General features: G+C 59.2%; 27 protein-coding genes. 5 read left to right on the top strand and 22 right to left on the bottom strand.

Annotated features, from left to right (window positions below; genetic code table 11):
• The 3 genes from rdgB to rph form a co-directional block, all read right to left on the bottom strand.
• Window positions 1-645 carry an RdgB/HAM1 family non-canonical purine NTP pyrophosphatase gene (gene rdgB, locus FHX08_RS15470; RefSeq protein ID WP_132652891.1) on the bottom strand — a complete coding sequence of 215 codons (645 nt, stop codon included), beginning with the start codon at window positions 643-645 and terminating at the stop codon, window positions 1-3.
• A 9-nt stretch (window positions 646-654) separates the two neighbouring features.
• Window positions 655-1,071 (bottom strand): VOC family protein, encoded by a 417-nt coding sequence (locus tag FHX08_RS15465; RefSeq protein ID WP_132652890.1) that lies wholly within the window; start codon window positions 1,069-1,071, stop codon window positions 655-657.
• 74 nt (window positions 1,072-1,145) lie between these two features.
• Window positions 1,146-1,862, bottom strand: coding sequence for a ribonuclease PH (gene rph / locus FHX08_RS15460; protein WP_132652889.1), 717 nt, complete (start codon window positions 1,860-1,862; stop codon window positions 1,146-1,148).
• A gap of 178 nt (window positions 1,863-2,040) precedes the next feature.
• Here rph and hrcA point away from each other — a divergent pair, with 178 nt between their 5' ends.
• Window positions 2,041-3,129, top strand: a complete 1,089-nt coding sequence (gene hrcA / locus FHX08_RS15455) for a heat-inducible transcriptional repressor HrcA (protein WP_132652888.1) — start codon at window positions 2,041-2,043, stop codon at window positions 3,127-3,129.
• A 112-nt stretch (window positions 3,130-3,241) separates the two neighbouring features.
• On the top strand, window positions 3,242-3,877 hold the full coding sequence (gene grpE / locus FHX08_RS15450) for a nucleotide exchange factor GrpE (protein WP_132652887.1): 636 nt from the start codon (window positions 3,242-3,244) through the stop codon (window positions 3,875-3,877).
• 70 nt (window positions 3,878-3,947) lie between these two features.
• On the opposite strand, the gene FHX08_RS15445 is transcribed toward grpE, so the two are convergent.
• On the bottom strand, window positions 3,948-4,892 hold the full coding sequence (locus FHX08_RS15445; RefSeq protein WP_132652886.1) for a nucleoside hydrolase: 945 nt from the start codon (window positions 4,890-4,892) through the stop codon (window positions 3,948-3,950).
• Window positions 4,893-5,173: 281 nt separating this feature from the next.
• Between FHX08_RS15445 and FHX08_RS15440 the strand changes: the two genes are divergently transcribed.
• Both FHX08_RS15440 and FHX08_RS15435 read left to right on the top strand, forming a co-directional pair.
• Window positions 5,174-5,599, top strand: a complete 426-nt coding sequence (locus tag FHX08_RS15440) for an Hsp20 family protein (protein ID WP_132652885.1) — start codon at window positions 5,174-5,176, stop codon at window positions 5,597-5,599.
• 47 nt (window positions 5,600-5,646) lie between these two features.
• The gene (locus FHX08_RS15435; RefSeq protein ID WP_112565322.1) at window positions 5,647-5,904 is read left to right on the top strand and encodes a DUF1150 family protein; all 258 of its coding nucleotides are present in this window, start codon (window positions 5,647-5,649) and stop codon (window positions 5,902-5,904) included.
• A 360-nt stretch (window positions 5,905-6,264) separates the two neighbouring features.
• On the opposite strand, the gene FHX08_RS15430 is transcribed toward FHX08_RS15435, so the two are convergent.
• The 16 genes from FHX08_RS15430 to FHX08_RS15355 all read right to left on the bottom strand — a co-directional run bounded on the left by FHX08_RS15430 (window position 6,265) and on the right by FHX08_RS15355 (window position 20,164).
• Complete coding sequence (locus tag FHX08_RS15430; protein ID WP_132652884.1) at window positions 6,265-6,966, bottom strand: tRNA (guanosine(46)-N(7))-methyltransferase TrmB; 702 nt, start codon at window positions 6,964-6,966, stop codon at window positions 6,265-6,267.
• On the bottom strand, window positions 6,963-8,216 hold the full coding sequence (gene metK / locus FHX08_RS15425) for a methionine adenosyltransferase (protein WP_132652883.1): 1,254 nt from the start codon (window positions 8,214-8,216) through the stop codon (window positions 6,963-6,965). Before metK ends, FHX08_RS15430 begins: the two co-directional genes overlap by 4 nt.
• A gap of 181 nt (window positions 8,217-8,397) precedes the next feature.
• Window positions 8,398-8,817 (bottom strand): helix-turn-helix domain-containing protein, encoded by a 420-nt coding sequence (locus FHX08_RS15420; RefSeq protein ID WP_112541825.1) that lies wholly within the window; start codon window positions 8,815-8,817, stop codon window positions 8,398-8,400.
• A 153-nt stretch (window positions 8,818-8,970) separates the two neighbouring features.
• Window positions 8,971-10,575, bottom strand: coding sequence for an apolipoprotein N-acyltransferase (gene lnt / locus FHX08_RS15415; RefSeq protein WP_132652882.1), 1,605 nt, complete (start codon window positions 10,573-10,575; stop codon window positions 8,971-8,973).
• Window positions 10,576-10,653: 78 nt separating this feature from the next.
• Entirely contained in the window at window positions 10,654-11,790 is a 1,137-nt protein-coding gene (locus FHX08_RS15410) for a hemolysin family protein (RefSeq protein ID WP_132652881.1), read from the bottom strand.
• Window positions 11,787-12,302, bottom strand: a complete 516-nt coding sequence (gene ybeY, locus FHX08_RS15405) for an rRNA maturation RNase YbeY (RefSeq protein WP_132652880.1) — start codon at window positions 12,300-12,302, stop codon at window positions 11,787-11,789. The genes FHX08_RS15410 and ybeY overlap by 4 nt, the downstream gene beginning before the upstream one ends.
• Window positions 12,302-13,354 carry a PhoH family protein gene (locus FHX08_RS15400; RefSeq protein ID WP_132652879.1) on the bottom strand — a complete coding sequence of 351 codons (1,053 nt, stop codon included), beginning with the start codon at window positions 13,352-13,354 and terminating at the stop codon, window positions 12,302-12,304. Before FHX08_RS15400 ends, ybeY begins: the two co-directional genes overlap by 1 nt.
• An 18-nt stretch (window positions 13,355-13,372) precedes the next feature.
• Window positions 13,373-14,782, bottom strand: a complete 1,410-nt coding sequence (gene miaB / locus FHX08_RS15395; RefSeq protein ID WP_132652878.1) for a tRNA (N6-isopentenyl adenosine(37)-C2)-methylthiotransferase MiaB — start codon at window positions 14,780-14,782, stop codon at window positions 13,373-13,375.
• 48 nt (window positions 14,783-14,830) lie between these two features.
• On the bottom strand, window positions 14,831-15,628 hold the full coding sequence (locus tag FHX08_RS15390; RefSeq protein ID WP_132652877.1) for a lysophospholipid acyltransferase family protein: 798 nt from the start codon (window positions 15,626-15,628) through the stop codon (window positions 14,831-14,833).
• 27 nt (window positions 15,629-15,655) lie between these two features.
• Entirely contained in the window at window positions 15,656-16,084 is a 429-nt protein-coding gene (locus FHX08_RS15385) for a Fur family transcriptional regulator (protein WP_132652876.1), read from the bottom strand.
• A 34-nt stretch (window positions 16,085-16,118) separates the two neighbouring features.
• Window positions 16,119-16,619 (bottom strand): GNAT family N-acetyltransferase, encoded by a 501-nt coding sequence (locus FHX08_RS15380; protein WP_184327293.1) that lies wholly within the window; start codon window positions 16,617-16,619, stop codon window positions 16,119-16,121.
• Entirely contained in the window at window positions 16,616-17,275 is a 660-nt protein-coding gene (tsaB, locus tag FHX08_RS15375; protein WP_132652874.1) for a tRNA (adenosine(37)-N6)-threonylcarbamoyltransferase complex dimerization subunit type 1 TsaB, read from the bottom strand. Before tsaB ends, FHX08_RS15380 begins: the two co-directional genes overlap by 4 nt.
• A gap of 87 nt (window positions 17,276-17,362) precedes the next feature.
• Window positions 17,363-17,929 (bottom strand): NifU family protein, encoded by a 567-nt coding sequence (locus FHX08_RS15370; RefSeq protein ID WP_112541816.1) that lies wholly within the window; start codon window positions 17,927-17,929, stop codon window positions 17,363-17,365.
• 107 nt (window positions 17,930-18,036) lie between these two features.
• Window positions 18,037-18,528 carry a universal stress protein gene (locus FHX08_RS15365; RefSeq protein WP_132652873.1) on the bottom strand — a complete coding sequence of 164 codons (492 nt, stop codon included), beginning with the start codon at window positions 18,526-18,528 and terminating at the stop codon, window positions 18,037-18,039.
• A gap of 75 nt (window positions 18,529-18,603) precedes the next feature.
• Window positions 18,604-19,668: a tryptophan--tRNA ligase gene (gene trpS, locus FHX08_RS15360; protein WP_132652872.1), complete on the bottom strand. Its 1,065-nt coding sequence runs from the start codon at window positions 19,666-19,668 to the stop codon at window positions 18,604-18,606.
• A gap of 100 nt (window positions 19,669-19,768) precedes the next feature.
• Window positions 19,769-20,164, bottom strand: a complete 396-nt coding sequence (locus tag FHX08_RS15355; protein ID WP_184327292.1) for a VOC family protein — start codon at window positions 20,162-20,164, stop codon at window positions 19,769-19,771.
• Window positions 20,165-20,351: 187 nt separating this feature from the next.
• Between FHX08_RS15355 and FHX08_RS15350 the strand changes: the two genes are divergently transcribed.
• Window positions 20,352-20,780: a YcbK family protein gene (locus tag FHX08_RS15350; RefSeq protein WP_184327291.1), complete on the top strand. Its 429-nt coding sequence runs from the start codon at window positions 20,352-20,354 to the stop codon at window positions 20,778-20,780.
• Window positions 20,781-20,822: 42 nt separating this feature from the next.
• Here FHX08_RS15350 and murJ read toward each other — a convergent pair whose 3' ends face one another.
• A complete protein-coding gene (gene murJ, locus FHX08_RS15345; protein WP_132652869.1) occupies window positions 20,823-22,403 on the bottom strand; it encodes a murein biosynthesis integral membrane protein MurJ in 1,581 nt (526 codons plus the stop codon).
• Window positions 22,400-25,291, bottom strand: coding sequence for a [protein-PII] uridylyltransferase (locus FHX08_RS15340; RefSeq protein WP_132652868.1), 2,892 nt, complete (start codon window positions 25,289-25,291; stop codon window positions 22,400-22,402). Before FHX08_RS15340 ends, murJ begins: the two co-directional genes overlap by 4 nt.
• Window positions 25,292-25,325: the final 34 nt, after the last annotated feature.

Below are 25,325 nucleotides of genomic sequence, written 5' to 3'. Positions count from 1 at the left end.
TTATGCTTCCAGGCAGGTTTCGACAAAGAGTTTGAAGGCACGCGCGCGGTGCGACAGAGCCTGCGGTTTGCCGATATTCCAGCCGTGTTTTTCCTCCGCGCTCATCTCGCCGAAAGTCACATTATAGCCTTCTGGCTGGAAGACGGGATCATAGCCGAAGCCCTGCGTTCCACGCGGCGGCCAGACGACCGTACCTTCCACCTCGCCGCGGAACAGTTCGGTGTGCCCATCCGGCCAGGCAAGGCAGAGTACGCTGACGAAGCGGGCGGCACGCTGCTCGGGCTTCGTTGCCCCAGCGTTTTCCAATGCCTTCTCGACCTTTTCCATGGCCATGTTGAAATCGCGGGTGCCGTTACCGGTTTCTGCCCAGTCGGCGGTGTAGACGCCCGGGTCACCGCCGAGCGCATCCACGACGAGGCCGGAATCATCAGAAAGCGCCGGAAGACCGGAGGCCTGAGCCGAGGCAAGCGCCTTGATCGTAGCATTTTCTTCGAAGGTGGTCCCCGTTTCCTTGGGCTCGATGAAATTGAGCTCTGCCGCGGATTTGGCGGTGAAGCCCAGTGGCCCGATCAGATCCTGGATCTCGCGGATCTTACCCTGATTATGGCTGGCGACGACAATGGTCTTGGTTTCGAGCTTACGCATAAAATATCCTTATTCCATTCCCCAAATTTTTGCCTCCGCGCATTCCAGGCTGTTGCCATCGGGATCGCGGAAATAAATGGATCGACCGCCCCGCGGCCAGTGAACCTCGGATTCGATGGCGATGCCGGCACCTTTCAGCTTCTGCGCCATCGCATCGAGATTATCTCCCGAAACCCTGAAACAGGCGTGGCCCCTTCCGACGGCGCCATGCGGCGGGACCTGCAAGCTATCAGGCGCTGGTGGCTTCACCGTTTCCTCCGGATTGAAGATCAGCAATACGCTCGGCCCGCAACGGAAGAACACATGGCGGTTGCCGGCACGCGTAATCTTCTCAAGGCCGAGCACATTTCCGTAAAAGGCTTCGGCCGCATCGAGATCGGCAGCGTAAAGCGCGGTTTCAAGAATGCCTTCGATGGGTTGCGCCATTGCCGCCTCTCGGTCCGCCTCGCCCCCGAGACGGGGACAAGGAAAAATTCATGGATAGGCCAGAACGGTTGGCCTCAGGCGATCGCCTGCTTTTGCAGGTCCACCAGTTCGGCAATGCCCGACTTGGCAAGACCCATCAGTGAGGAGAATTCCTCTTCGCTGAAAGGCGTGCCTTCTGCCGTGCCCTGGATCTCGACGATGCCGCCAGCCCCAGTCATGACGAAGTTGGCGTCGGTCTCGGCCGAGGAATCTTCGAGATAGTCGAGGTCGATGACCGGCTGGTTGGCGAAGATGCCACAGGAGATCGCTGCAACATGATCCTTCAGGACACGGTCGGCCTTGATCATATTACGCGTTTCCATCCAGCGCAGGCAGTCATAAAGCGCGATCCAGCCACCAGTGATCGAGGCTGTGCGCGTGCCACCATCGGCCTGGATGACATCACAGTCGAGCGTGATCTGGCGTTCACCGAGCGCGGTCAGGTCGACCACGGCGCGCAGCGAGCGGCCGATGAGGCGCTGGATTTCCTGCGTGCGGCCGCCCTGCTTGCCGGCAGCAGCTTCACGCTTCATGCGTTCGCCCGTTGCGCGCGGCAGCATGCCGTATTCGGCGGTGACCCAGCCTTTGCCGGTATTGCGCAGCCACGGCGGCGTCTTGTCTTCCAGGCTTGCTGTGCAGAGCACGTGTGTGTCGCCGAACTTTACTAGGCAGGAGCCTTCCGCATGCTTCGAAAAATTGCGCTCGAAGGAGACCTTGCGCATCTGGTCGGTTTTTCTGCCTGAAGGCCGCATTCTCTTCTCCTGAAACATGATGCCGAAAAACGTCAGCGCTTCCCGGGTTATGTCATGCATGTATTGTATCGTCGCCCGCTTCTACGATTGGCTGCGTGCATTTGCAAATTCCCTTTTGCCACGGGGGTGAGATTGGCTATATTTTCTGAATATCGTTCAGTGCGGGTGCGAAAAGTTCATGAGCTACAGGTCGACATCAATTTCGGATGCCGTGGCTGCGCTGGATGAACGATCGAAGGAAATCTTCCGGCGCATCGTTGAAGGCTATCTGGAGCATGGCGAGCCGCTCGGCTCCCGTAATCTGTCGCGCCTCTTGCCCATGTCGCTGTCGCCAGCCTCCGTGCGCAATGTCATGAGCGATCTGGAAGAGCTCGGCCTCATTTATTCACCACATGTCAGCGCTGGCCGCCTGCCGACCCAGGTGGGCTTACGCTTCTTCGTCGATGCCTTCATGCAGGTCGGCGATCTCTCGGCTGAAGAGCGTGCCAGCATCGATCGCCAGGTGCGGGCCGAAAGCCGCGACAATCCCGTGGAATCGATGATGAACGAGGCAAGCCGCATGCTGTCGGGCATTTCGCGCGGCGCCGGCCTCGTCATTACCTCCAAGAGCGATCCGGTGTTGAAACATGTCGAGTTCATCCGCCTGGAGCCGACCAAGGCGCTGGCTGTGCTTGTCGGCGATCACGATCAGGTCGAAAACCGCATTATCGAACTGCCCGCGGGTGTCACTTCTTCGCAGCTTACTGAGGCCGCCAATTTCCTCAACGCGCACATGACTGGCCAGACGCTGCCGGAATTGCGCCTGCAACTGAGCCGGCTGAAAGATGAAGTTCGCCACGAGCTCGATGCGCTGTCGCGGGATCTCGTTGAACGCGGCGTTGCCGTCTGGGCTGGCAGTTCGGACGAGACCAAGCCTGCGCAGCTCATCGTCCGCGGCCGCGCAAACCTGCTGGAAGGTGTAGGCGGCGCCGAAGACCTTGACCGGCTGCGCCTGCTTTTCGACGATCTCGAGAAGAAGGACAGCTTGATCGAGCTCCTGAATCTTGCCGAAAGCGGACCGGGTGTGCGTATCTTCATTGGCTCAGAGAACAAGCTCTTCTCGCTGTCAGGCTCTTCGTTGATCGTCGCGCCCTATCGCGATGATGATGACCGCATTGTTGGTGCGGTTGGTGTCATCGGCCCGACGCGACTCAATTATTCGCGTATCGTCCCGATGGTCGATTATACCGCCCAGCTCGTTTCGCGCCTTTCACGCGGCTCTCTTTGAAATATTTCACAGAACTGCTTCGAATTTTCGCTTCTTCGTCACGCAGACTTGATTTTTTCCGGCCAAACATCGATATCGGGCGCATCTGAGAAGACACCAACCGGAGACCGTCATGACCGATGAAACGACGCAGAACGGACCTGACGCAGCTGCAGCGGAAGCCGCAGCCGAAGCTGCCGCAAACGTCGAGAATGAAGCCGTGAAGGAAGCTGCTGCGAGTGAACCTGATCCGCTTGAGCTTCTGAAGGCTGAAAATGCTGAACTGCGCGACCGCTATCTGCGGCTCGCTGCCGAAATGGACAATCTGCGCCGCCGCACGGAGCGCGAGGTCAAGGACGCCAAGTCCTATTCTGTCGCAGGCTTCGCCCGCGACATGCTGGCCGTCTCTGACAACCTGCGCCGCGCGCTCGATGCTATTCCGCCGGAAGCCAAGGCTACTGCCGATGCCGGCCTGACGACGCTGATCGAAGGTGTCGAGATGACCGAACGTTCCATGCTTTCGGCTCTCGAGCGTCACGGCGTTCGCAAGCTGGAGCCGGTCGGCCAGAAGTTCGACCCGAACTTCCATCAGGCGATGTTCGAAGTGCCGAATGTTGAAGTGCCGAACAACACAGTTGTTCAGGTGGTGCAGGCAGGCTTCACCATCGGCGAGCGCGTGCTGCGCCCGGCCATGGTCGGCGTTGCAAAGGGCGGCCCCAAAATCGTCGAAGCAGATGCTAACTCCGTGCTTGACGAGAAGGACGCCTGAAGGAGCGGAACATCTGACAATTGAAAAAGGCCGCTCAGCGGCCTTTTTGCTTCCGTTGGATAATGGCGGATCAGATTCGCGCGAAGCGCTCGATCAGGAGATCGAAGAAGCCGTCGGCATCCACATGGCGCATGACCTTCGCATTACGCTTGCGGTCGGTCACGTGCCACCAGTCGACGACGGTCATTCCGACCGTCAGTTCCGATTTCACCTCGATCTCGACATTGCACTCCCGGCCCTTGAAGAGCTCGGGTTTCAGCAAGTAGGCGACCGTCGTCGGGTCGTGCAGCGGGCCGCCGTCCGAGCCGTATTTTTCGACGTCGAAGCGCTCGAAGAATTCCAGCATCTCCACCATCGCTTTGGCGGGTGCCGTGCCGATATCGGCCATACGTTTCACCCGATCCTTGCGTGTCAGAAGCTGATGTGTGACGTCAAGCGGCATCATGACAACAGGCACACCTGAGTGGAACACGATATCGGCGGCCTCAGGATCGACATAGATGTTGAACTCGGCCGCCGGTGTGATGTTGCCGCCTTCAAAGAAACCGCCTCCCATCATCACCAATTCCCGGATGCGCGGAACGATATCAGGCGCCTTCTGGAAAGCCAGACCGATATTGGTCAACGGTCCGAGCGTGCAGAGCGTGACAGTGCCTTCCGGCTCGCGTCGCAGCGTTTCGATGATGAAGTCGACGGAATGCTGCGCCTGCAGCGGCATCGTCGGCTCGGGAAGGGTCGGGCCGTCAAGGCCTGTCTTGCCATGCACGTGCTCGGCGGTAACCAGCTTGCGCGCGATCGGCCGGTCGGCGCCGGCAAAGACCTTGATGTCGGTCCGTTCGCAAAGCTCGCAGATGATGCGTGCATTGCGGCTCGTCAGAGCCAGCGGCACGTTGCCGGCGACGGTGGTGATGCCCAGCACGTCAAGTTCTTCCGGGCTGCCGAAGGCCAGCATGATCGCGGCGGCATCGTCCTGGCCAGGGTCGGTATCGATAATGATCTTTCTCGGTTCTGCCATCCGAATCGTTCCATCCTCTGGTGCGCGTCGCTACAGCATGCACCTTCTCATTGTCTTCACGCTCCCGTCGCAAATCAGCACATCGCGCCGGGCTTGTTTTGATGCGAGGCCTCGCGCCCTTTGTCAAGGAAGCGATCTCATGCGGCTTTGCCTTAAAATGTGAGATGTCTGGACCGACCGCCGTCACGCCTTGCAGCGGGCAACCGTCGTTCCCATATTGGGCGTACCCGGATGCTGCATATGAGGTCCGGAAAGGTCGCTTGCATCAAGGACTTTGGAAGATGAGCCGCATCACCCCTTTCGCCAGCCCGCTGCTTCTGGGCTTCGACGCTATGGAAAAGACGCTTGAGCGGATTTCCAAGGCAAGCGACGGTTATCCACCCTACAATATCGAACGTATCGCCGCCGCTCACGACGCACCTGAACGGCTTCGCATTACGCTTGCCGTCGCCGGTTTCAGCGAAGAAGAGCTCGACGTATCAACTGAGGAAAACCAGCTTCTGATCCGTGGCCGCCAGATCGATCAGGGCGAGCGCGATTATCTCTACCGCGGCATCGCCGCGAGGCAGTTCCAGCGCACCTTCGTGCTCGCAGACGGCATGCAGGTCTTGGGCGCAAGCCTCAAGAACGGTCTGCTTTCGGTCGATCTAATTCGACCGGAACCGGCGCGCATGGTCAAGAAAATTAACATTTCGGTTTCACAGTAGCACAACGGTTTATTGAACCGTTGGTCCCTTCTCCCGGAGGAACAGGAATGTTGATGAAAGAAGCCACGTCGCGTCTGACCAAGTCCGAACTTGCCGGCATCGGCAATGGCGAGGTCGCCTATATCCGCAAAATACGCACCGAGGAGGTTGCCAAGTGCTTCCCCGAGGCGCCGGATATCGATCCGAGCGTTGATCTCTGGGCATTGTTCGGCGCCGATGGTACGCCGATCCTGCTGACGGATAACCGCTCGAGCACCTTCTTCAAGGCTGCTGAAGACGAGCTGAAGACGGTCAGCCTGCATTGACCATGACCGGCCTGCCGCGAGGCAGAATGCATGTTGAAGAATGATAATGGGCGACGTGAGGGGCCCCTTGCTAGCCCCTTGCCCATGCATATAGCCGCCTTCCAGCGTTTCCCCATTTTCGGCGACGCGGAAGCTGCAGCCGATGCGATATTGGCCTCCTATCCGAATCCTATCTCCCGCAGAGCTGGTTAGAACCGTGCGCTATCGCTCGACAGCCCGGCGTTCCTCTCGATCCTTGAAAAACTCGCACCGACAAAGGCGACCCCATTATCGGTTGTTTCGAACGCCGTGGCGATGCGGTCTTCAACAGCGCAGTGGCGATTGAGACGGCATGCTGCCCGGCATCTATGCCAAGACAGATCAGACGCGTTTGAAGGTGAGATAGGCTGAGGAACGACCCTCACGGCGGGCCTTGGCTTCATAGCGGGTGCTCGGCCAGCCCTGATAGGGCGTGAGCCAGTCGGCGGCATTCTCTGCTGTCCACTCGAAGCCGCCATGCTCGAGGCATTTCAGCAGCGTCCAGTTTACATAGGTGTCGATGTCGGAGGCGAAGCAGAAAAGCCCCCCCGGCTTCAGCACGCGGTGGAAACGGTCGAGATTGGTCTTCGAGACGAAACGCCGCTTCCAGTGCTTCCGTTTCGGCCAAGGATCCGGATAGAGCAGGTCGATCTGATCGAGACAGCTATCGGGAAGCCAGTCGAGAAGTTGCGTCGCATCGTCGTTGTAGACGCGCACGTTGCGCGCGCCCGTTTCATCGACACGCGCCAGCAGCTTCTGCATGGAGTTTATGAACGGCTCGACGCCGATAAATCCTGTCGAGGGAGTTTCCAGCGCGCGGTGGATGAGATGCTCTCCGCCGCCGAAGCCGATCTCCAGCCGCATTCTGTCGACCGCAACAGGAAAAAGCGTCTTCAGCGGCTCTGGGGGAGCCGCTGACAGATCGACGATGAATGCCGGGAGCAGGGTAGCGAGCCTTTCGGCCTGCTGCTCACGCAGAGCCTTTCCTTTGCGGCGACCGAAAAATGCTTCGGTCGTCCGGCTCCGGCGTTCCATATCCGTCATGCAGCAGCCTTGGTCCTGACGGCATCCTTGAGCGCCTTCACGAGGTCCGTGCGCTCCCAGGAGAACGAGCCGTCGCGGCCGGCCTTGCGGCCGAAATGGCCGTAAGCCGATGTCTTGGCATAGATCGGCTTGTTGAGATCGAGATGACGGCGGATACCCGACGGCGACAGATCCATGTTCTGACGGATCGCGGCTTCGACCTGATCCTCGGAAACACCCTTGCCGGTGCCATGCAGGTCCACATAGATCGACAGCGGCTGCGCGACGCCGATGGCGTAGGAGAGCTGGATCGTGCAACGATCGGAAAGGCCGGCGGCTACGACGTTCTTGGCGAGATAGCGTGCCGCATAGGCAGCCGAACGGTCGACCTTGGTCGTGTCCTTGCCGGAGAATGCGCCACCGCCGTGCGGAGCAGCGCCGCCGTAAGTATCGACGATGATCTTGCGACCGGTGAGGCCGGCGTCACCATCCGGGCCACCGATGACGAACTTGCCGGTGGGGTTGATGTACCACTTGCAATCGTCGGCAATCTTCAGGTCGCCGAGGGCTTCGCGGATATAGGGTTCGACGACGCTGCGAACCTTCTTCGAATCCCAGCTTTCGTCGAGATGTTGGGTGGAGAGAACGATCGACGTGACTTCTGCCGGCCTGCCGTCGACATAGCGTACGGTGACCTGGCTCTTGGCGTCGGGCCCGAGCTTGGCGACTTCGCCCTCGCCCTTCTTGCGGGCAGCGGCGAGGAGTTGAAGGATCTTGTGAGAATAATAGATCGGCGCCGGCATGAGGTCGGGCGTTTCCTTGCAGGCGTAGCCGAACATGATGCCCTGGTCGCCAGCACCTTCGTCACCCTGCTGGTCAGCGGCGCTGTCCACGCCTTGCGCGATGTCGGCCGACTGCGAGTGCAGCAGCACGTCGATCTTGGCCTTCTTCCAGTGAAAGCCGTCCTGCTCGTAACCGATGTCCTTGATGGCGCGGCGGGCAGCAGCCTTGAACTTCGATGGGTTGATGACGTCCTTGCCGTCCTTGTCCTTCTTCATCAGGCTCGGCGGCAGGCGAACTTCGCCGGCAATAACGACGCGGTTGGTCGTCGCGAGGGTTTCGCAGGCAATACGCACGCCCCACGGATTGACGCCGGTCTTTGCCGCCTCGCGGTAGACCAGATCGACGATCTCGTCGGAGATGCGGTCACACACCTTGTCCGGGTGACCTTCGGCAACAGATTCGCTGGTAAAGAGATAATTCGCGCGCATTCCGGGATTCCCCTCAAAGAACAAAAGCAGCCTAGTAGGTACTCAGTTCGTGCTCGAATGACAAGCACAGAAGGACATAAATATATCTTTATATCTGCGGCGAAGTGACAAATTTTGCCCCAAAAACGCAAAAAAGCGGCCTTTTCGGCCGCCTTCGAGTTTTCCCTAGCGTGGGGGAGGCTCAGTCGGAGTCAGCTTCTGCGGCCAGCGCTTTCACCAGTTCGACGACCTTGCGACGAACCTTGGGGTCGGTGATCTTCACAAATGCGCGGTTGAGCTGGAGTCCTTCTGAAGAGGAGAGGAAGTCGACGACGTAGTTCGAACTCGAGGTCTCCGCCATGCCGGTCAAGGCACCGGAATGTTCGCCAGGAGCATCTTCGAAGAAGAAGGAAACGGGCACATTGAGGATGCTTGAAATGTTCTGGAGACGACTGGCGCCAACGCGGTTGGTACCCTTCTCGTATTTTTGGATCTGCTGAAAGGTGATGCCGAGGCTTTCGCCGAGCTTCTCCTGGCTCATGCCCAACATGGTACGGCGAAGTCGAATACGGCTACCGACATGGATGTCGATAGGATTCGGCTTCTTCTTATTCTCAATCATGGTCGTGCCCTAGCAAAGAAAAATTCAACCTTGTTCTAACCGGCATGCCCTGACCTCATTCCGTAACGCCACGTTGCAAGTCGCGATAACCCACGTTGAAGCATACGTCACTAACGCCGATTGTTACCACTATGCAATTTTAGGGGTTTTTGGTCAATTCAACCCGAAAATAAAACCCCTGCGTGAAATTAGCGCGATGATTATCAGTAACGTTTCAGTCAACCAGAAGTACGTTTGGCGGGGGTGCGGGCTTCCATTGTTTTTTTCGAATCCATTGAGAGTTGCATCAATAAAGCCAATTTGGTCCAATTTTAGACCTGAAACGATTTCGCCGCGCGCGTCTACAACCGCCGAAATTCCGTTATTCGCATCGCGAATCAGCGGCAGACCGGTCTCGACCGCCCGTACGCGGGCCTGCTGAAAATGTTGGTAAGGACCTGGTGTCGAGCCGAACCAGCTGTCATTCGTAATGTTGAGGATGGCGTTCGCTGCATCGATGTCGCCTGTCATTTCTTCGGGGAAGATGATCTCGTAGCAGACGAGCGGATAGAATTTCAGCCCGTTTGGAAGCTCAAGCAGATGACGGCTGGCGGCGGCCGAAAAACCACCCGGCATTTCCACCACATTCTGGATACCGAACGCATTCAGCGTATCCTCGAAGGGAAGATATTCGCCGAAGGGAACGAGATGCACCTTGTCCGAAGCGGCCACGATCTGCCCCCGCCCGTCGATCACATAGATCGAATTATAATAGCGGGTGGCATAACCGGGGCCGAGTTCTTCGGCGCGCACGGCTCCCGCGATCAGGATCTGATTGTCGTCGAGCGTATCGGCAATCCGCGTGAGCGCATCCTTATTATCGGTGAGGATGAACGGGATCGAGGTTTCCGGCCAGACGATGATGTCAGGCTTCTTGCCACCTTCCTTGGGGGGCGCCGCCGAAAGCTTGAGATGGGTCTCGAAGATCGCTTCGCGATCTGCATCATTGTCCATCTTGGCGGTCTGATCGATCGCCGGCTGCACAAGGCGAACGACAGGCCGCTTGTCCTCGGGTAAAGCCTCGGGTTTCGGCGTGAGATAGAGAATATAGGCACCGTAGCCGAGATGCGCCGCAAAGAGCGTGACCGCGAGACCGATACCGAGTTTCGCTCCCTGTCGGGTTCCAACGAGGGCCGGGGCAGCGAAGACGAAGACCGAGAGAGCCGTCACCCCCATAGTGCCGATCACATGCGCGGACTGCATCATCAGTGGCATGGGCATCATGGCGTAGCCGATGGCGTTCCAGGGGAAGCCGGTAAAGATGAAGCTGCGTACCCACTCAAGCAGGCCGAAGCTGGCAGCAAGTGCCGCAATCCGGCCCATGCCATCCGACCAGAAGATACGGGCAAGGGCAGTCGCCAACCCATAAAAGATGGCAAGGCAGGCTGGGAGCCCGAGGATTGCGAGTGGCAAAGCCCAGGCAAACTCTTCTGAATCAATCAGTAGCGCATGCCCAAGCCACCAGAGTCCGGCTACGAAATAGCCGAAGCCGAACAGCCAGCCGGTGACAAATGCCGGCCAGAGCCTGCCGGGAAGGCTGCTTTCCGGCGAGGCAGCCGCCCCATCGATCAGCCAGACGAGCAGGGAGAAGGAAACGAACATCGCAGCGAAGAAGCCGACGGGAGGCAGCGCCAAAACGGCAAAGGCGCCTGCTGCGATCGCAAGCATTGACCGTTTTAAACCCCAGACGAGGATAATCCTATCCGCAAGCCGCTCCATGCCCACTCCCATCAAAGCCGCGAATCAATCCAATCGCAGTCTTTCAAAAAAGCGTGCGCTTGTCGTCTTACGGAACGTTCAGTTTGCCGTGGATTCCGCCGGCCGCTCGTCGTTTCCTTCGCCAATCGGTGGTCCATCGCCGTCTGTCTTGGCGCGGCGGCGGATTGCCTGACGCTTGCGGGTGATGCGCACCCGCTTGATGCGGCGCGGATCGGCATCGAGAATATGGAATTCGAAATCCGGCAGCGCCTGCACGACTTCACCGCGCACGGGGATGCGTCCGAGCGCCGAGAAGATCAGACCACCCAGAGTATCGACCTCGTCGATCTGCTCGCTAATGTTGAAATCCGGGCCTATGGCTTCGGCAATCTCTTCGAGCTCGACACGGGCGTCGGCAACGAAGACGTCTTCCGAAACGCGTTTGAACATGACTTCTTCATCGTCATGTTCGTCGTCGATATCGCCAATCACCATCTCCACGATGTCTTCATGCGAGGCGAGGCCGTCAGTGCCGCCATATTCGTCGATGACCAGCGCCATCTGGGTGCGGTTCACCTGCATGCGACGCAGAAGGTCGGATGCCAGCATGGAGGGCGGCACGAAGAGGATCTGCCTGATGATGCCGGTTTCGGCGAGCGTCTTCTGCAGGTCGACGCGTCCGAGGTCGAAATTCGGCTTGGCCGAGCGCGGCGCCTTCTGGATATGTTCCGGCGATACGTCTATTGCAGGCGCACCTGCTGCAGGCTTGGTGCTGCTGCGGCGCTTATTGCGCGCCTGCTTGGCGACATAGGAGAGAAGGTCGCGGATATGCACCATGCCGCGCGGATCGTCGAGCGTTTCGGCATAGACGGGCATGCGCGAGCGGCCGCTTTCCTCGAAGAGGATCATCAGTTCGCCGATGGTGATAGTCTGGTCGACCGCCTCGATATCGGCGCGGGGCACCATCACGTCGGCGACGCGCACTTCACGGAAGCGCAGGATATTGTGAAGCATCGCCCGCTCGTCGGGCGAAAAGGCATCGGCAGCAGCTGGGTCGGTCATCAGCGCATCGGCAAGGTCTTCGCGCAGTCGTGAGCCGTGTTGCGGCCTTAGCATGCGCGCTGCGCGCGACCAGAAGGATTGCGGTCGGTGTCGACTACTACCACCCTCGTCTGAAGAGGAGGATTGGTCGGAGTCGTTGGCGTCTGACGCCGGCTTCGTTGAAAATTCGCTCATGGTTCCATTTTAAGGTCTTGACCCTCGTAGGGGTCAGATAGGCCGAGCACTGCTAAAATGCGAGTCTCGAGCCCCTCCATAATTTCGGCCTCGTCATTATTAATATGGTCGTAGCCGAGCAGATGCAAGAAACCATGCACCATAAGATGGGTCAAATGGTCGTCGAAACTCTTTTCGAGCTCCTGCGCTTCGCGTTCCACCGTCTCCCTGGCAATGATGATATCGCCGAGCATCGGGCCTGGCGTTTTGCCGGGTTTGACCGGAAAGGCCGGAAACGACAGGACGTTGGTCGGCTTGTCCTTGCCGCGCCATTCCGCATTGATGTCCTGAATGGAGGCATCGTCGGTGAAGACGAGCGAAACTTCCGGCGGCATCTTCGGGAAGGGCTGATTTTCCTCTTCCCGCAGGTAGGCGGCGGCTGCTCCCAGCACGCGTTCGCCAAGGGCATGCAATACATCTTCGGCGGGCCAGCCCGTGTCCTCGATGCTGATCTGTATGTCGAGCTCGGCCATCAGTCCTGCCGGCTGGCCTCTTCGTTTGCCGCCACATAGGTCGCATCATAGGCCTTGACGATGCGGCCGACCAGCGGATGGCGCACGACATCGACATCCTTGAAGCGCACCGTCGAGATGCCTTCGACGTCGTTCAAGAGATGCAGCGCCTCCACGAGGCCGGATTTGACGCCGCGCGGCAAGTCGATCTGGCTCGGATCGCCGGTGATGATCATGCGCGAGTTCTCGCCAAGACGTGTCAGGAACATCTTCATCTGCATCGACGTGGTGTTCTGTGCCTCGTCGAGGATGATGGCGGCATTGGCAAGCGTGCGACCACGCATGAAGGCGAGCGGCGCGATTTCAATGACGCCGGCGGTGATTGCTCGCTCGACCTTGTCGCCAGGGATCATGTCATAGAGCGCGTCATAAAGCGGGCGCAGATAAGGATCGACCTTCTCCTTCATGTCGCCCGGCAGGAAGCCCAGGCGTTCGCCGGCCTCGACGGCGGGTCGCGAAAGAATGATCTTCTCGACGGCGCCGCGCTCCAGAAGCTGGGCGGCGTGGGCGACGGCGAGATAGGTCTTGCCCGTACCGGCAGGACCGACTCCGAACACCATCTCCGAGCGCTCCAGCGCCCGCATATAGGCATCCTGCGTTGGCGTTCGCGCGATGATCGTCTTTTTGCGCGTCGAAATCTGCGCCATCGTCAATTTGGCTTTTCTTTCCATCGTCGGCAGCGTGAGTTGGTCGTCGGCTGCAACCGCCATACGGATTGCGCCTTCCACGTCTGAACGCTCCACACTGCCGCCTTTCTGGAGTTTTTCATAGAGGTAATCGAGCGTGCGTCGCGCCTGGTTGGTGGCCAGCACATCGCCGGTGATGACAACGGAGTTGCCGCGTGCCCGCGCATCGATATTGAGCCGCTGTTCCAGGAGCTTCAAATTCTGGTCGAACTGTCCGAAAAGTTCGCTGGCGAACCGGTTGTTCTCGAACGTCAGGACGAAGTGATTGGCGTCGCTCGCTATGCGTGGGTGGCGCGGTGAAGTAGAAACCAATTCCTGTCCGTTCAAGCGGTCGAGCTCCCTGGGTTAGACCTCAGCCTCTGCGCGTTCGGCAAACAGGCTGTTGGTTCCGGTTCCTGTGATTCGCACTTTAATAATGTCACCGATTTGCGATGCTTTTGCATCAACATTCACGGACTGCAGCCACGGTGACCGGCCAATGAGCTGGCCAGGCATCCGGCCGGGCTTTTCGAGGAGAAGGTCGATTTCCTTGCCGATGCAGGACTCGTTGAATTCCTGCGTCTGCTTGAGAAGCAGCGCCTGCAGGCGTTCCAGCCGTTCTGCCTTGATATCTTCCGGCACCTGATCCTTCAATTCCGCTCCGGGCGTACCCGGCCGCGTCGAATATTTGAACGAGAAGGCCTGCGCGTAACGCACCTCCTCAACGAGTTTTAGTGTATCCTCAAATTCCTTGTCTGTCTCCCCCGGAAAGCCGGTGATGAAATCGCCCGACAGTGCGATATCGGGACGCGCCTTGCGGATGCGCTCGATGAGGGATAGGTATTCGGCGGCCGTATGCCGACGGTTCATCGCCTTGAGAATACGGTCCGAACCTGCCTGAACCGGAAGATGCAGATAGGGCATCAAGGCGCGCAGGTCGCGGTGTGCCTCGATCAGCCGGTCATCCATGTCGCGCGGGTGGCTCGTCGTATAGCGAAGGCGCGTAAGGCCGGGGATATCGGCAAGCCGGTAGAGCAGATCGCCGAGGCTCCACTCTTCGCCCTGCGGGCCGACGCCGTGCCAGGCATTGACATTCTGGCCGAGCAAGGTGATTTCACGCACGCCAGCGGCAACGAGCTTCATCGCCTCTTCGACGATCTGCGAGACCGGCCGCGAGACTTCCGAGCCACGCGTATAGGGCACAACGCAGAAGGTGCAGAACTTGTCGCAGCCTTCCTGGACTGTCAGGAAGGAGGTCACGCCGCGGGCACGGATCTTCGGCGCCTCGGCGATCGGCAGGTGCTCGAACTTGTCCTCGATCGCATATTCCGTATCGACGACGCGATGACCTTCCTTGGCGCGGCGCAGCGCATCCGGCAGGCGGTGATAGGTCTGGGGGCCGATGACGACATCGACAGCAGGAGCACGACGCAGGATCTCTTCGCCTTCAGCCTGCGCGACGCAGCCGGTGACGCCGATCATCATCTCGCGGCCGTCGGCAGCCTTGCGCTTTTTCATCTCGCGCAGGCGCCCAAGTGCGGAATAGACTTTCTCGGCTGCCTTCTCGCGGATGTGGCAGGTGTTGAGCAGGACGAGATCAGCCTCTTCCATGTCCTCGGTCGGCTCATAGCCATCGCGGGCAAGAGCATCGCTCATGCGCGTTGAGTCATAGACGTTCATCTGGCAACCATAGGTCTTGATGAAAACCTTGCGGCTGTTGGAGCCATCGCGGAGGATTGTCTCCGGCGGCTGAAGAAGGGCGCTGTCTTGGGTCATGGCGCGCTATTTAGTGGTTTTTGAAGCGCGAGAAAAGGGCATGTCGCCTTAGGCGATATCGCGGCCGCGCAGACTGCTGTTCAACAGGTTTCGGATGCGAGCCGAGATCGTGGTGCTGACCGCCTTGCGATTTGTCTTCTCGCCATATTCGACCGCCTCGCCAAAGGAGACTTCGGCATCGATCGCGCCACATTTCAGGATGTCGATCAGATGAGGTAGAAGCTCGATATCGCCGGGCCAGGCAGCAAGCGGGCGATGATAACGTCCCATGGCGATGCCGTGGACTTGCGTATAGGCAATCGCAACCGGCTGCACCATGACGGCACCCGTCTGGGAATGCGGTACGGCCATTGCGGCTGCCCCGAAGAGCGACGATTTGACCTCCAGCAGGCGGTTGCCGTCGGAGGTCGTCCCCTCTGGAAACAGCACGACGATTTCGCCGTCCGCCATGCGGGCGGCAATCTCGCTCGCCTGATCGCCGGTGCGGCGCTTTTCCTCGCGCACCACGAAAACACTCTTCTGCAGCTTGGCGAGCGTGCCGAAGATCGGCCAATCGCGTACCTCTATCTTGGCAATGAAGGCGACATCGGCGACCGCCGACATGACCATGATGTCCATCCAGGAGGAATGGTTGGAACAGAGCATAAGAGGTCGTCGGCTTTCGAGTTTGCCTCGCACCCGAATGCGGATGCCGAGACAATAGCAGACGATGCGATGCCAGCGCCGGGGCAGGGTGCGTCGCAGCTTCCAGTCAAAAGTGAGCGCCAGCACCTGCAGCGGCATGAGCAGGATGCTGACGACAATGATGACGAAAAAGGCGAAGGCGATGCGCAGCCAGACGATCAAATGCGGCGCTCCCGGACTGCCATGATATCAGAGTTCGTCTTTTTTCAGCGGGATGCCGTAGAGTTCCAGGCGGTGATCCACCAGTTTGAAGCCATGCTCGCGGGCGATCCGCTCCTGCAGTGCTTCGATTTCCGGAGAGCGGAACTCAATGACCATTCCGCTCTTCAGATCGATCAGGTGATCGTGATGTTCTTCCGGAACCGTCTCGTAGCGAGAACGGCCGTCGCGGAAATCATGCCGGGCGATGATGCCTGCATCTTCGAACAGCTTGACGGTGCGATAGACCGTCGAAATGGAAATCTTGGCATCGACCTTCACCGAACGGCGGTAGAGCTCTTCGACATCGGGATGGTCTTCGGAATCTTCGAGAATGCGCGCAATCACCCGGCGCTGCTCGGTCATGCGCATGCCGCGTTCAGCGCAAAGCTCCTCGAGGGTCTTGGCTACCTCAGTCATGGCTGTCTTCTCGTTATTCCTGTCGAGAAGGGAACTACCGAAGAACGCGCTTCATGACAAGCGCCGTAGAAGTAGCCCCATTGGCGTCCTTATAATAGCCCTTGCGTTCGCCCGCCTGTTCGAAACCGAGCTTGCGATAAAGGCCGAGAGCGGCGGTATTGCCGTTATCGACTTCCAGGAACATGCTCTCGCCGCCGCGCAGGCGCGCTTCGCGCATGGCCGCCTGCATCAGCCGCCAACCGAGGCCTGAGCGCGCGACCTTCGCCTGAACGGCTATCGTGAGGATTTCCGCCTCTCCCGCAACCTGACGGGCGAGGATGAAGCCGGGCAAGGTCTTTTTCAGAATGGCATTGGTTTGGCGGGCAACGAAGCCGAAAACGGTGGTCTGCGTAAGCAGGCTGTGGAATTCGCCGTCACCCCAGGGGCGGGCAAAGCGCTCGCCATGCAGGACGGAAACGTCGAGGCAATCCTCCGGCTCCATGGCGACGATTTCGAATTCCGGCTTAAGCGTCAGATAGGCTTCTAGCATTGTCATACTCTTGCAATGGCGTAACCGGCCTGCGGTTTGGCATCGGGTCCACGCAGATAAAGGGGCTTCGGCTTTCCGGTATTCGGGTTCGCGGCAGCGCCGAGACGCGCTACGATGGAGATCGGGAAGGAGTTGGCGTAGTCGCCCGCTGCATCCGGCTTCAGGAGCGGCGTCGCCGAACCGGTTATCTCGCCGTCGAAGTCAGATGCAAAGGCCTGGGCCTCCGCAACACTCACCGCGCGGGCCTCATCGAGCGGCGCGCCATCAGCTGCAAAAGACTGTAGATAGATTTCATCCCGCTTGGCATCCATCGCTGCCAGAACGGCGCGGCCGGGCAATTTTGCGCGCTGAGCCGCCGCCATGACTTCTAGCGTGGTGATACCGACAGCGGGAATATTGAGGGAAAGCGCAAATCCACGGGCTGCCGCAACGCCGACGCGGATACCGGTAAAAGAGCCGGGACCGATGGTGACGGCAAGGCGGTCGATATCCGATAGCGCGACGCCCGCCTGTTCCAGCGCGCGGTCGATGACACCCATCAGATGTTCAGCATGTCCCTTGCCGATCATGTCCGATGCCTCCCCCAGCATCGTATTCCTGCCGCTATCGTAAACAGCGGCAGCGCAATCCACACCTGCCGTGTCGAGCGCCAGAACGATCATGCCATCAATTTCCGAATAAACTATTGTTGCCTATCCATAAATCCGTCGGGCCGAACCGCAGATGAACGCCCGACGAACTTCAGATTTTTAAGCGGCAATCACTTCCTGCACTTCCGGAACGAAATGGCGCAGCAGATTCTGAACGCCGTGCTTCAGTGTTGCCGTCGAGGACGGGCAACCGGAGCAGGATCCCTTCATGTTCAGATAGACCTTCCCGTCCTTGAAGCCGCGGAAGGTGATATCGCCGCCATCCTGGGCAACGGCCGGACGCACCCGGGTCTCCAGCAGTTCCTTGATGGTCAGCACGATCGACTCGTCGCCTTCATCGAAAAATTCGTCCCCGGCATCGACATCTTCCGAGAGGATCGAGGCGTCGCCCATGACCGGCTTGCCGGACATGAAATGCTCCATGATCGAGCCAAGAATGGCCGGCTTCAGATGCTGCCACTCGGCATTGTCCTTGGAGACGGAGATGAAATCGTATCCGAAATAGACGCCGGTGACGCCGGGAATTTCGAAAAGGCGGGCAGCGAGTGGCGAAGCCTGGGCCTCGTCGGCATTGCGGAATTCGGCCGTGCCGTTTTCCATCACGACCTTGCCGGGAAGGAACTTCTGCGTGGCGGGGTTCGGCGTGGCTTCGGTCTGAATGAACATCTCGCTCTCCATGCGGCGGGCTTCAGCCTTTGCCGTCTTTAGAATTCTTCAAAAGAAAATAAGCCCATTCTCCAGCCGATTCAAGAGACTGATACTCAAGAAATGACCTAACAAAGGGCGTCTATTTCCTCGTTGGTCAGTGTGTCTGGAAGCACGGTGACCGGAATGGGGAAAGCCGCGCCGCGTCCGGCAACGGAGGAAACCAGCGGTCCCGGTCCTTCCTTCGCAGAGCTTGCTGCAAGCACGAGGATCGCGACGTCCCTGTCTTCCTCGATGACGGCATTGATCTGCTCGGCCGAATTGCCTTCGCGAATGACGATCTCGGGCTCGATGCCGATCGTTTCGCGCACGATCTGAGCGGCCTTGGCGACGGTAGCTTCCGCCTCTTCGCGGGCTTCGGCCCGCATGATCTCCTCGACGCCGAGCCACTGCTGGAAATCGCCGGCAGGGATCACGTAGAGCAGAACGAGACCGCCATTGGAATTTTTGGCGCGCCGCCCGGCATAGTGGACGGCACGTTGGCATTCTGGTGTAGCATCGATCACCGCCATGAATTTGCGGCGATGACCTTCGAGCCGTGAGAGTCGCTTCGATACCATGGCGCGGACTCTGACACCTGCTGCGGAGAATTTGCAAGCCCCCGTTTTGCACGGGGGCTCTGCATGTCGATGGGATTAATAGAGGAAGCCGATGATCTCGCGAAGTTCGCGCATCGTCACGTCGGCGCGCGCCCTTGCCCGCTCGTTGCCATTTCGCAGGATCGCGTCGATATGGCTCGTATCGTTCATCAGGCGACGCATCTCAGCAGTTATCGGCGACAGAACCTGGATGGCGAGATCGATCAGCGCCGGTTTGAACACGGAGAACTGCTGGCCGCCGAATTCCGAGAGCACCTGATCCTTCGTCTTGTCGGCAAGTGCCGCATAGATCGAGACGAGGTTTTCGGCTTCCGGCCGGCTTTCGAGGCCGGCGGCTTCGCTCGGCAAGCCATCCGGATCGGTCTTGGCCTTGCGGATCTTCTTGGAGATCGCGTCCTCGTCGTCCATCAGGTTGATGCGCGAAAGGTCCGACGGATCGGACTTTGACATCTTCTTTGTGCCGTCGCGCAACGACATGACGCGTGGCGCCGGTCCGCCGATCAATGGTTCGACCATCGGGAAATAGGCATGTACCGGCTCATCGCCGACGGTGATGTCGATCCCGTAATTCGTCTTGCGGATGTGCGAAGCGTAATCGAGATTGAACTTCATCGCGATGTCGCGCGTCAGCTCGAGGTGCTGCTTCTGGTCCTCGCCGACGGGCACATGCGTGGCGCGGTAGACGAGAATGTCGGCGGCCATCAGGCTCGGATAGGCGTAGAGACCGAGTGAGGCCTGCTCGCGGTCCTTGCCCGCCTTGTCTTTGAACTGCGTCATGCGGTTCATCCAGCCGATGCGGGCGACACAGTTGAAGATCCAGGCGAGCTCGGCGTGCTGCGGTACAGCGGATTGATTGAAAACGATGTGCTTTTCGGCGTCGATGCCGGAAGCGATGAAAGCGGCTGCGATCGAGCGCGTCTGCGACAGCATGTCCTCGTGGACGAGCTGTGCGGTCAGCGCATGCAGGTCGACAACGCAATAGATGCAGTCGTTGCCGTCCTGGAGCTGCACGAAGCGACGGATCGCGCCGAGATAGTTGCCGAGATGCAGGTTGCCCGTCGGCTGAACGCCGGAGAATACGAGCTTCTTGAATTCACCCATGAAGTTGTCCTCGATTAGGCTGGTGGAGGGCCCCAGGGCCAAAGGCCCATGTTGCTAACGCGGGCGCTTATGCACGTGCTCAGGATTGCAATCAAGGGGTTCAGCCCGCGGCATGTTCGATCAGGTCGAAGGTGTTGCCGTAAGGATCCGCAAAGACCGCAACCGTACCGTAAACCTCGTGTCGCGGCTCTTCCTGAAAGCGAATGCCGGCGGCAAGCATCGCGGCGTGGTCGCGTGCGAAATTGTCGGTCTTCAGGAAGAAGGCGACGCGTCCGCCGGTCTGGTTGCCAATGGCGGCCCGCTGCGCCTCGTTTGCCGCTTGTGCCAACAGAAAGGCCGCCCCGTCCCCGTCCTTCGGTTTGACAACGACCCAGCGCTTGCCTTCCGGCTGCAATTCATCTTGAAGGCATTCGAAGCCGAGAGCCTCACAATAGAAGGCTTTGGCGCGGTCATAGTCATCAACGACGAGGGTGACGAGGAACAGGGATTGGGGCATGTGATCTCCTGGGATTAGTAAGTTTTTCCGTCTATGAGCAGACAAATGGCTGATTTTACGTCAAATTGATCACAACACTTAGCTAAAATTGAGTATAAAATTCCACAAAAAAGCTTTCTTTGAACAGAGAATCCTTCGACTGGCGTGACGGCCGCTTGAGCCGTCGGGGGAGCCAATCGGAGGGACCATGCAGAACGCCAGTTTGCTCGCTTTGGCGGGCCTCTTTGCCCTACAATCAGCAGCCACAGCCGTCGGTCAAGATGGCCGACGACAGACCAACAGTCTCCCGAAACATGAGATGCGTCTTGCCTACACGGTTCAGACCGTCAGTGTTCGTGCCGGCTGCTTCCCGGCGCGATTGCGGGCGGTCCTGTCGCATATTGCGGCAAAGACCGGACGGCGCCCGATGATCACCTCAGGCTTTCGGCCGCATCCAAGCCGCCATGGCTCATTGCATGGAAAATGCCTGGCGGCGGATATCCGGATTCCCGGCGTTTCGGAGCGCACCATTATCGCCGCAGCCAAAACCGCGCCCGGAATTGGCGGGATTGGCACCTATTGCAACGGCATAGTTCACGTCGATGTCGGGCCGCAGAGGCGATGGGTGGATTGCTAAAAACTGTGCAGCCGCTTGGCGTCCGGAATTGCGTGAAAGGACTCAGACGTCCTTCGCCGGCGCCGGTTTGCGGTTGAGATTGCGCCGGATCATGCCGAGATCTGCTCCGCCGATCAGGAAAGCGGTTGCGAAATAGACGACCATCGAAATCGCAATCAGAAGGCCAAGCGTGCCAACCTTGGTCAATAGTGGCGTGCCCGAGGCAAGCAAGGATGCCCAATGCTGCTTGAGATAGATGATGACGGCACCCATGATGGCGGAAGCGACGATTAGCAGAGCGGCGCGTTTGGCTAGCGCCCATTCCCATGTCAGATGGCCCCGGCGCAGAAGCGTGGTGAAGAGCAGCACGGTGCTGATCCAACCGGCCGTTGCTTCAGCGACGGCGATGCCCGGAGCACCCATATAAGGAAACAGCGTCAGCGCCGTGGCGCAGTTGGTGGCAACCGCGATTGCCGAAAAGCGCATCGGCGTCCTGGTATCCTCGCGGGCGTAAAAGCCCGGCTGCAGCGCCTTGATCAGCACAAAGGCCGGCAGACCGATGCCGTAGATCGCCAGGATCGAGCCGACGATGAGGGTGTTTTCCTGGTGGAAGGCGCCGCGTTCATAAAGTACGCGAATGATCTCATCGGAGAGGATCCAGAGTGCGAAGGCGGCAGGGATCGTCAGGAACAGCACGAATTCGATCGATCGATTCTGCAGATAAGCTGCCTCGCGCAACGCGCCGCCCTTCAGCGCGCGCGCAAGTTCCGGCAGCAGCACGACGCCTACGGCGACTCCAACGACACCGAGGGGCAGCTGGTAGATGCGGTCGGCGTATTGCAGGGCGGCGATAGCGCCCTCCCGGGAGGAGGCGATCGCCTGGCCGATGAGCTGGTTGATCTGCGTGATGCCACCGGTGACGGCGGCCGGAACGGCAAGGATCAGCAGCCTCTTGACGTTCGATGTCATCTTCGGAAAGCGGAAGCCGATGCTCATGCCGGCATGCAGAACGCCGACGTAAACGACGGCAAGCTGCAGGATGCCGGCAACAAGAACGCCCCAGGAGAGATACCAAGCCGTCGCCAGCGGTTCGGCGCCCGTATAAAGCGCATAGAACAGCGCAGCGATCATCACCACGTTGAGGAAGACGGGTGCGACGGCCGCGGCAAAGAAATGATGCAGCGAATTCAGCATACCGCTCATCATCGCCGTCAGCGACATGCACATGAGGTAGGGGAACATCACCGCCGCCATGCGAATGGTGATGCCGAATTTCTCGGGATCATCGGCAAAGCCTGGCGCAATGACGAAGCGCACCAGCAATGGCATGCAGAGTTCCATCACAATGGTGATGAGCAGCAGAACCGAGAAGAGAACGCCGAACACTTCTTCTGAGAAGCGCTTGGCGCCGTCGGTGCCGTTCTCCTCGATCTCCTTGGCGAAGAGCGGTACGAAGGCAGCGTTGAAAGCGCCCTCGGCAAAGAGCCGGCGGAAGAGGTTCGGAAAGCGGAAGGCGGCATAGAAGACGTCGGCCATCGGCCCGGTGCCGAGTGCTGCAGCCATCAGCGTTTCGCGGGCAAAACCGAAGATACGACTGCCGAGGGTAGCGCCGCCGACGGTGGCGAATTTCTTGACGAGACTCATACTGAGGAACCGGCTTTCTTTTCGGCCGCGGTAGCGGCAGGCGCGATGATGCCGGATGGCATGCGCTCGCGCAGTTCGTCCTGCTCTTCGGCCATGACCGCTTTCATGCGGGCAGTGATATTGGCCCGCTTGCTGTCGCCCGAAATCTTCTGGCCGACGAGATCGGTGACATAGAAGGTATCGATGACCTTTTCACCGAACGTGGTAATGCGGGCAGATTGAATGTCGAGCGACAGATCGGAGAGCACCGCGGTCATTTCTGACAGCAGGCCCGGCCTGTCGAGGCACTCCACCTCGATAACCGTGAACTTGTTCGACAGGCTGTTGGTGATGGTGACCGATGGCGGGATGATGAAAGCCTTGCTCTTCTTGCGGTTCTTCGCGCGGGTCGCGATCACCTCGGGCAGGCGTTTGCGGCCGGAAAGCACGTCCTCGATCATCCTGCCGATCGTGGCTGCGCGACGAAGTTCGTCCTCATCGTTCGGAAATTCGCGGCTGACATGGATCGTATCGAGCGCCCGGCCATCCGACGTCGTGAAGATCTGCGCGTTGACGATATTGGCGCCGGCCGCCGCGCACGCGCCGGCAATGACGGCGAGCAGGCGGGGATGGTCGGGCGAAAGAACGGTGATTTCGGTAATGGCATGGAAGCTGTCGGTGCGCACGGAGGTTGCCAGGGCTTGTCCAGCCTTATCCGCCTGCCGGATGAAATGCGCATGGCGGATCTGATCTTCCAGCGGCACGGAAAGCAAATAAGGCTGGTAATGCAGCTTCGTGTAGGTTCGGCGATCTTTCTGGGGCCAGTCGGACAGCGCCCCATAAAGCGCCTCGGCGGCAGCCTGGGCGCGTTCCTTGCGGGATACTTCTGAAAAGCCGCCGGCGAGCAGTAGTTCCGTCTCGTAATAGAGTGTGCGCAGCAACTGGCCCTTCCAGCCGTTCCAGACGCCCGGTCCGACAGCGCGAATGTCACAGATCGTCAGGATCAGCAGCATCTTCAGCCGGTCCAGCGATTGAACACGGTCGGCAAAATCGGTAATCGTCTTGCGGTCGGTCAAGTCGCGGGTCTGGGCGACCATCGACATCGTCAGGTGTTCCTCGACCAACCAGACGACGGTCTCGGTCTGCTTCTGTGATAGGCCGAAGCGCGCGCAGAGCTTGCGGGCAACGCGCGCGCCGGCGACCGAATGGTCTTCCTGCCGGCCTTTGGCGATGTCATGCAGCAGAACCGCGATATAAAGGGCTTCGCGGTCCTCGATATGTGGCATCAGCTTGTTGGACAGCGGATGCAGTTCTTCAGCTTTGCCCTTGTCGATTTCCGAGAGAACGTCGATGGCGCGGATCAGATGCTCGTCGACAGTATAGTGATGATACATGTTGAACTGCATCATCGCGACAATCTTGCCAAATTCGGGAATGAAACGGCCAAGCACGCCGGCCTCGTTCATGCGCCGCAGGATCAATGCCGGATCGCGCTTGGACGTCAGGATCGACAGGAAAAGCCGGTTGGCCTCGTCATTGTCACGGAGGTCGTTGTTGATGAGAGCGAGCGAACGCGTGACACGCTTCAGCGCATCCGGGTGAAATTCCAAGCCATTGATATCGGCCACATGGAACAAGCGGATGATGCTGATCGGATCGCGCTTGAAGACATCGGGATTGGCAAGCGCGATACGGCCGCGATCTTCCACGAATTCGACGCTGCCTGGGATCTTGCGACTGCGGTGTGTAAAGCGGCTGATCACGCCCGTAAGGCCGGGAATCGACTTTGCCTGCTGGTCTTCAAGTGCGGCGCAGAGGATCCGCGTCAGGTCGCCCACGTCTTTGGCAACCAGGAAATAGTGCTTCATGAAGCGCTCGACGGCCGAAAGGCCGGGGCGGGAATGATAACCGAGCGCCTCGGCAATTTCGCGCTGGATATCGAAGGAAAGACGTTCCTCGGCTTTTCCGGTCAGGAAGTGCATATGGCAGCGCACGGCCCAGAGAAAGTCGTCCGCCTTTTCGAGAAGCCGGTATTCCTGCTTCGACAGAACCCCGAGCAGCACCAGATCGGCTGGATCGCGGACGTGATAATAATATTTCGAAATCCAGAAGAGCGTATTCAGGTCGCGAAGGCCGCCTTTGCCTTCCTTGACATTCGGCTCGACGAGATAGCGCGTGTCACCGGCCTTGCGGTGGCGTTCATCACGTTCGGCAAGTTTGGCGGCGATGAATTCCGGCCCGGTCCCGGTAACGATTTCCTTGTCGAAACGAGCTTCCAGCTCCGTCCCCAGTGACTTTAGCCCGCAAATGTAGCGCATCTCTAATATGGCAGTGCGGATCGTCATATCGGACTTGGAAAGCGCAATGCACTCCTCGACGGTGCGGGTTGCGTGCCCGACCTTGAAGCCCATGTCCCACAGTATGTAGAGCATGAATTCGACGGCCTTGTGCGTCTCTTCTGCCGGCTTTGGCAGGAAGAGGAAGAGCAGGTCGATATCGGAGCCCGGCGCCAAGGTGTCGCGCCCATAACCGCCGACCGCCGTGACGGCAAACTTATCCTTCTGCTTCGGAAAGATGTGCGCAGTGGCAAACTTATAGAGAATGGTGATGATCTGGTCCTGCAGCCAGGAAATGCGGTGCGCGCAATCAAGCCCGCTACCCTCGGCATCCAGCAGTTCACGTGCCTTCCGCCGCCCATCGATGCTCGCCTTCTTCAAAACGGCAAGAAGATCGCTGCGCAGTACGTCGGGACGATTGCGGTTGGCTTCGGCAATGGCGTCGCACTGTCCCTGCAGCAGTTCTACATCGAAGATCTCCGAGAAATCGATGTCGTGCGTCACCATTGGCCGGGCGGCTTCCTGCCCGGGCCGGGCCGCTTGCTCGTGGCGCGCCTCTGATTTCGTCTGCATGCGCTAAAGCCTCTTTGGCCGCCTGATAATACAG

This window comes from Rhizobium sp. BK529 (genome assembly GCF_014194105.1).
Lineage (GTDB): Bacteria > Pseudomonadota > Alphaproteobacteria > Rhizobiales > Rhizobiaceae > Rhizobium.
Note: the sequence above shows the minus strand (reverse complement) of the source record. Positions and strands in the feature narration are given on the sequence as shown.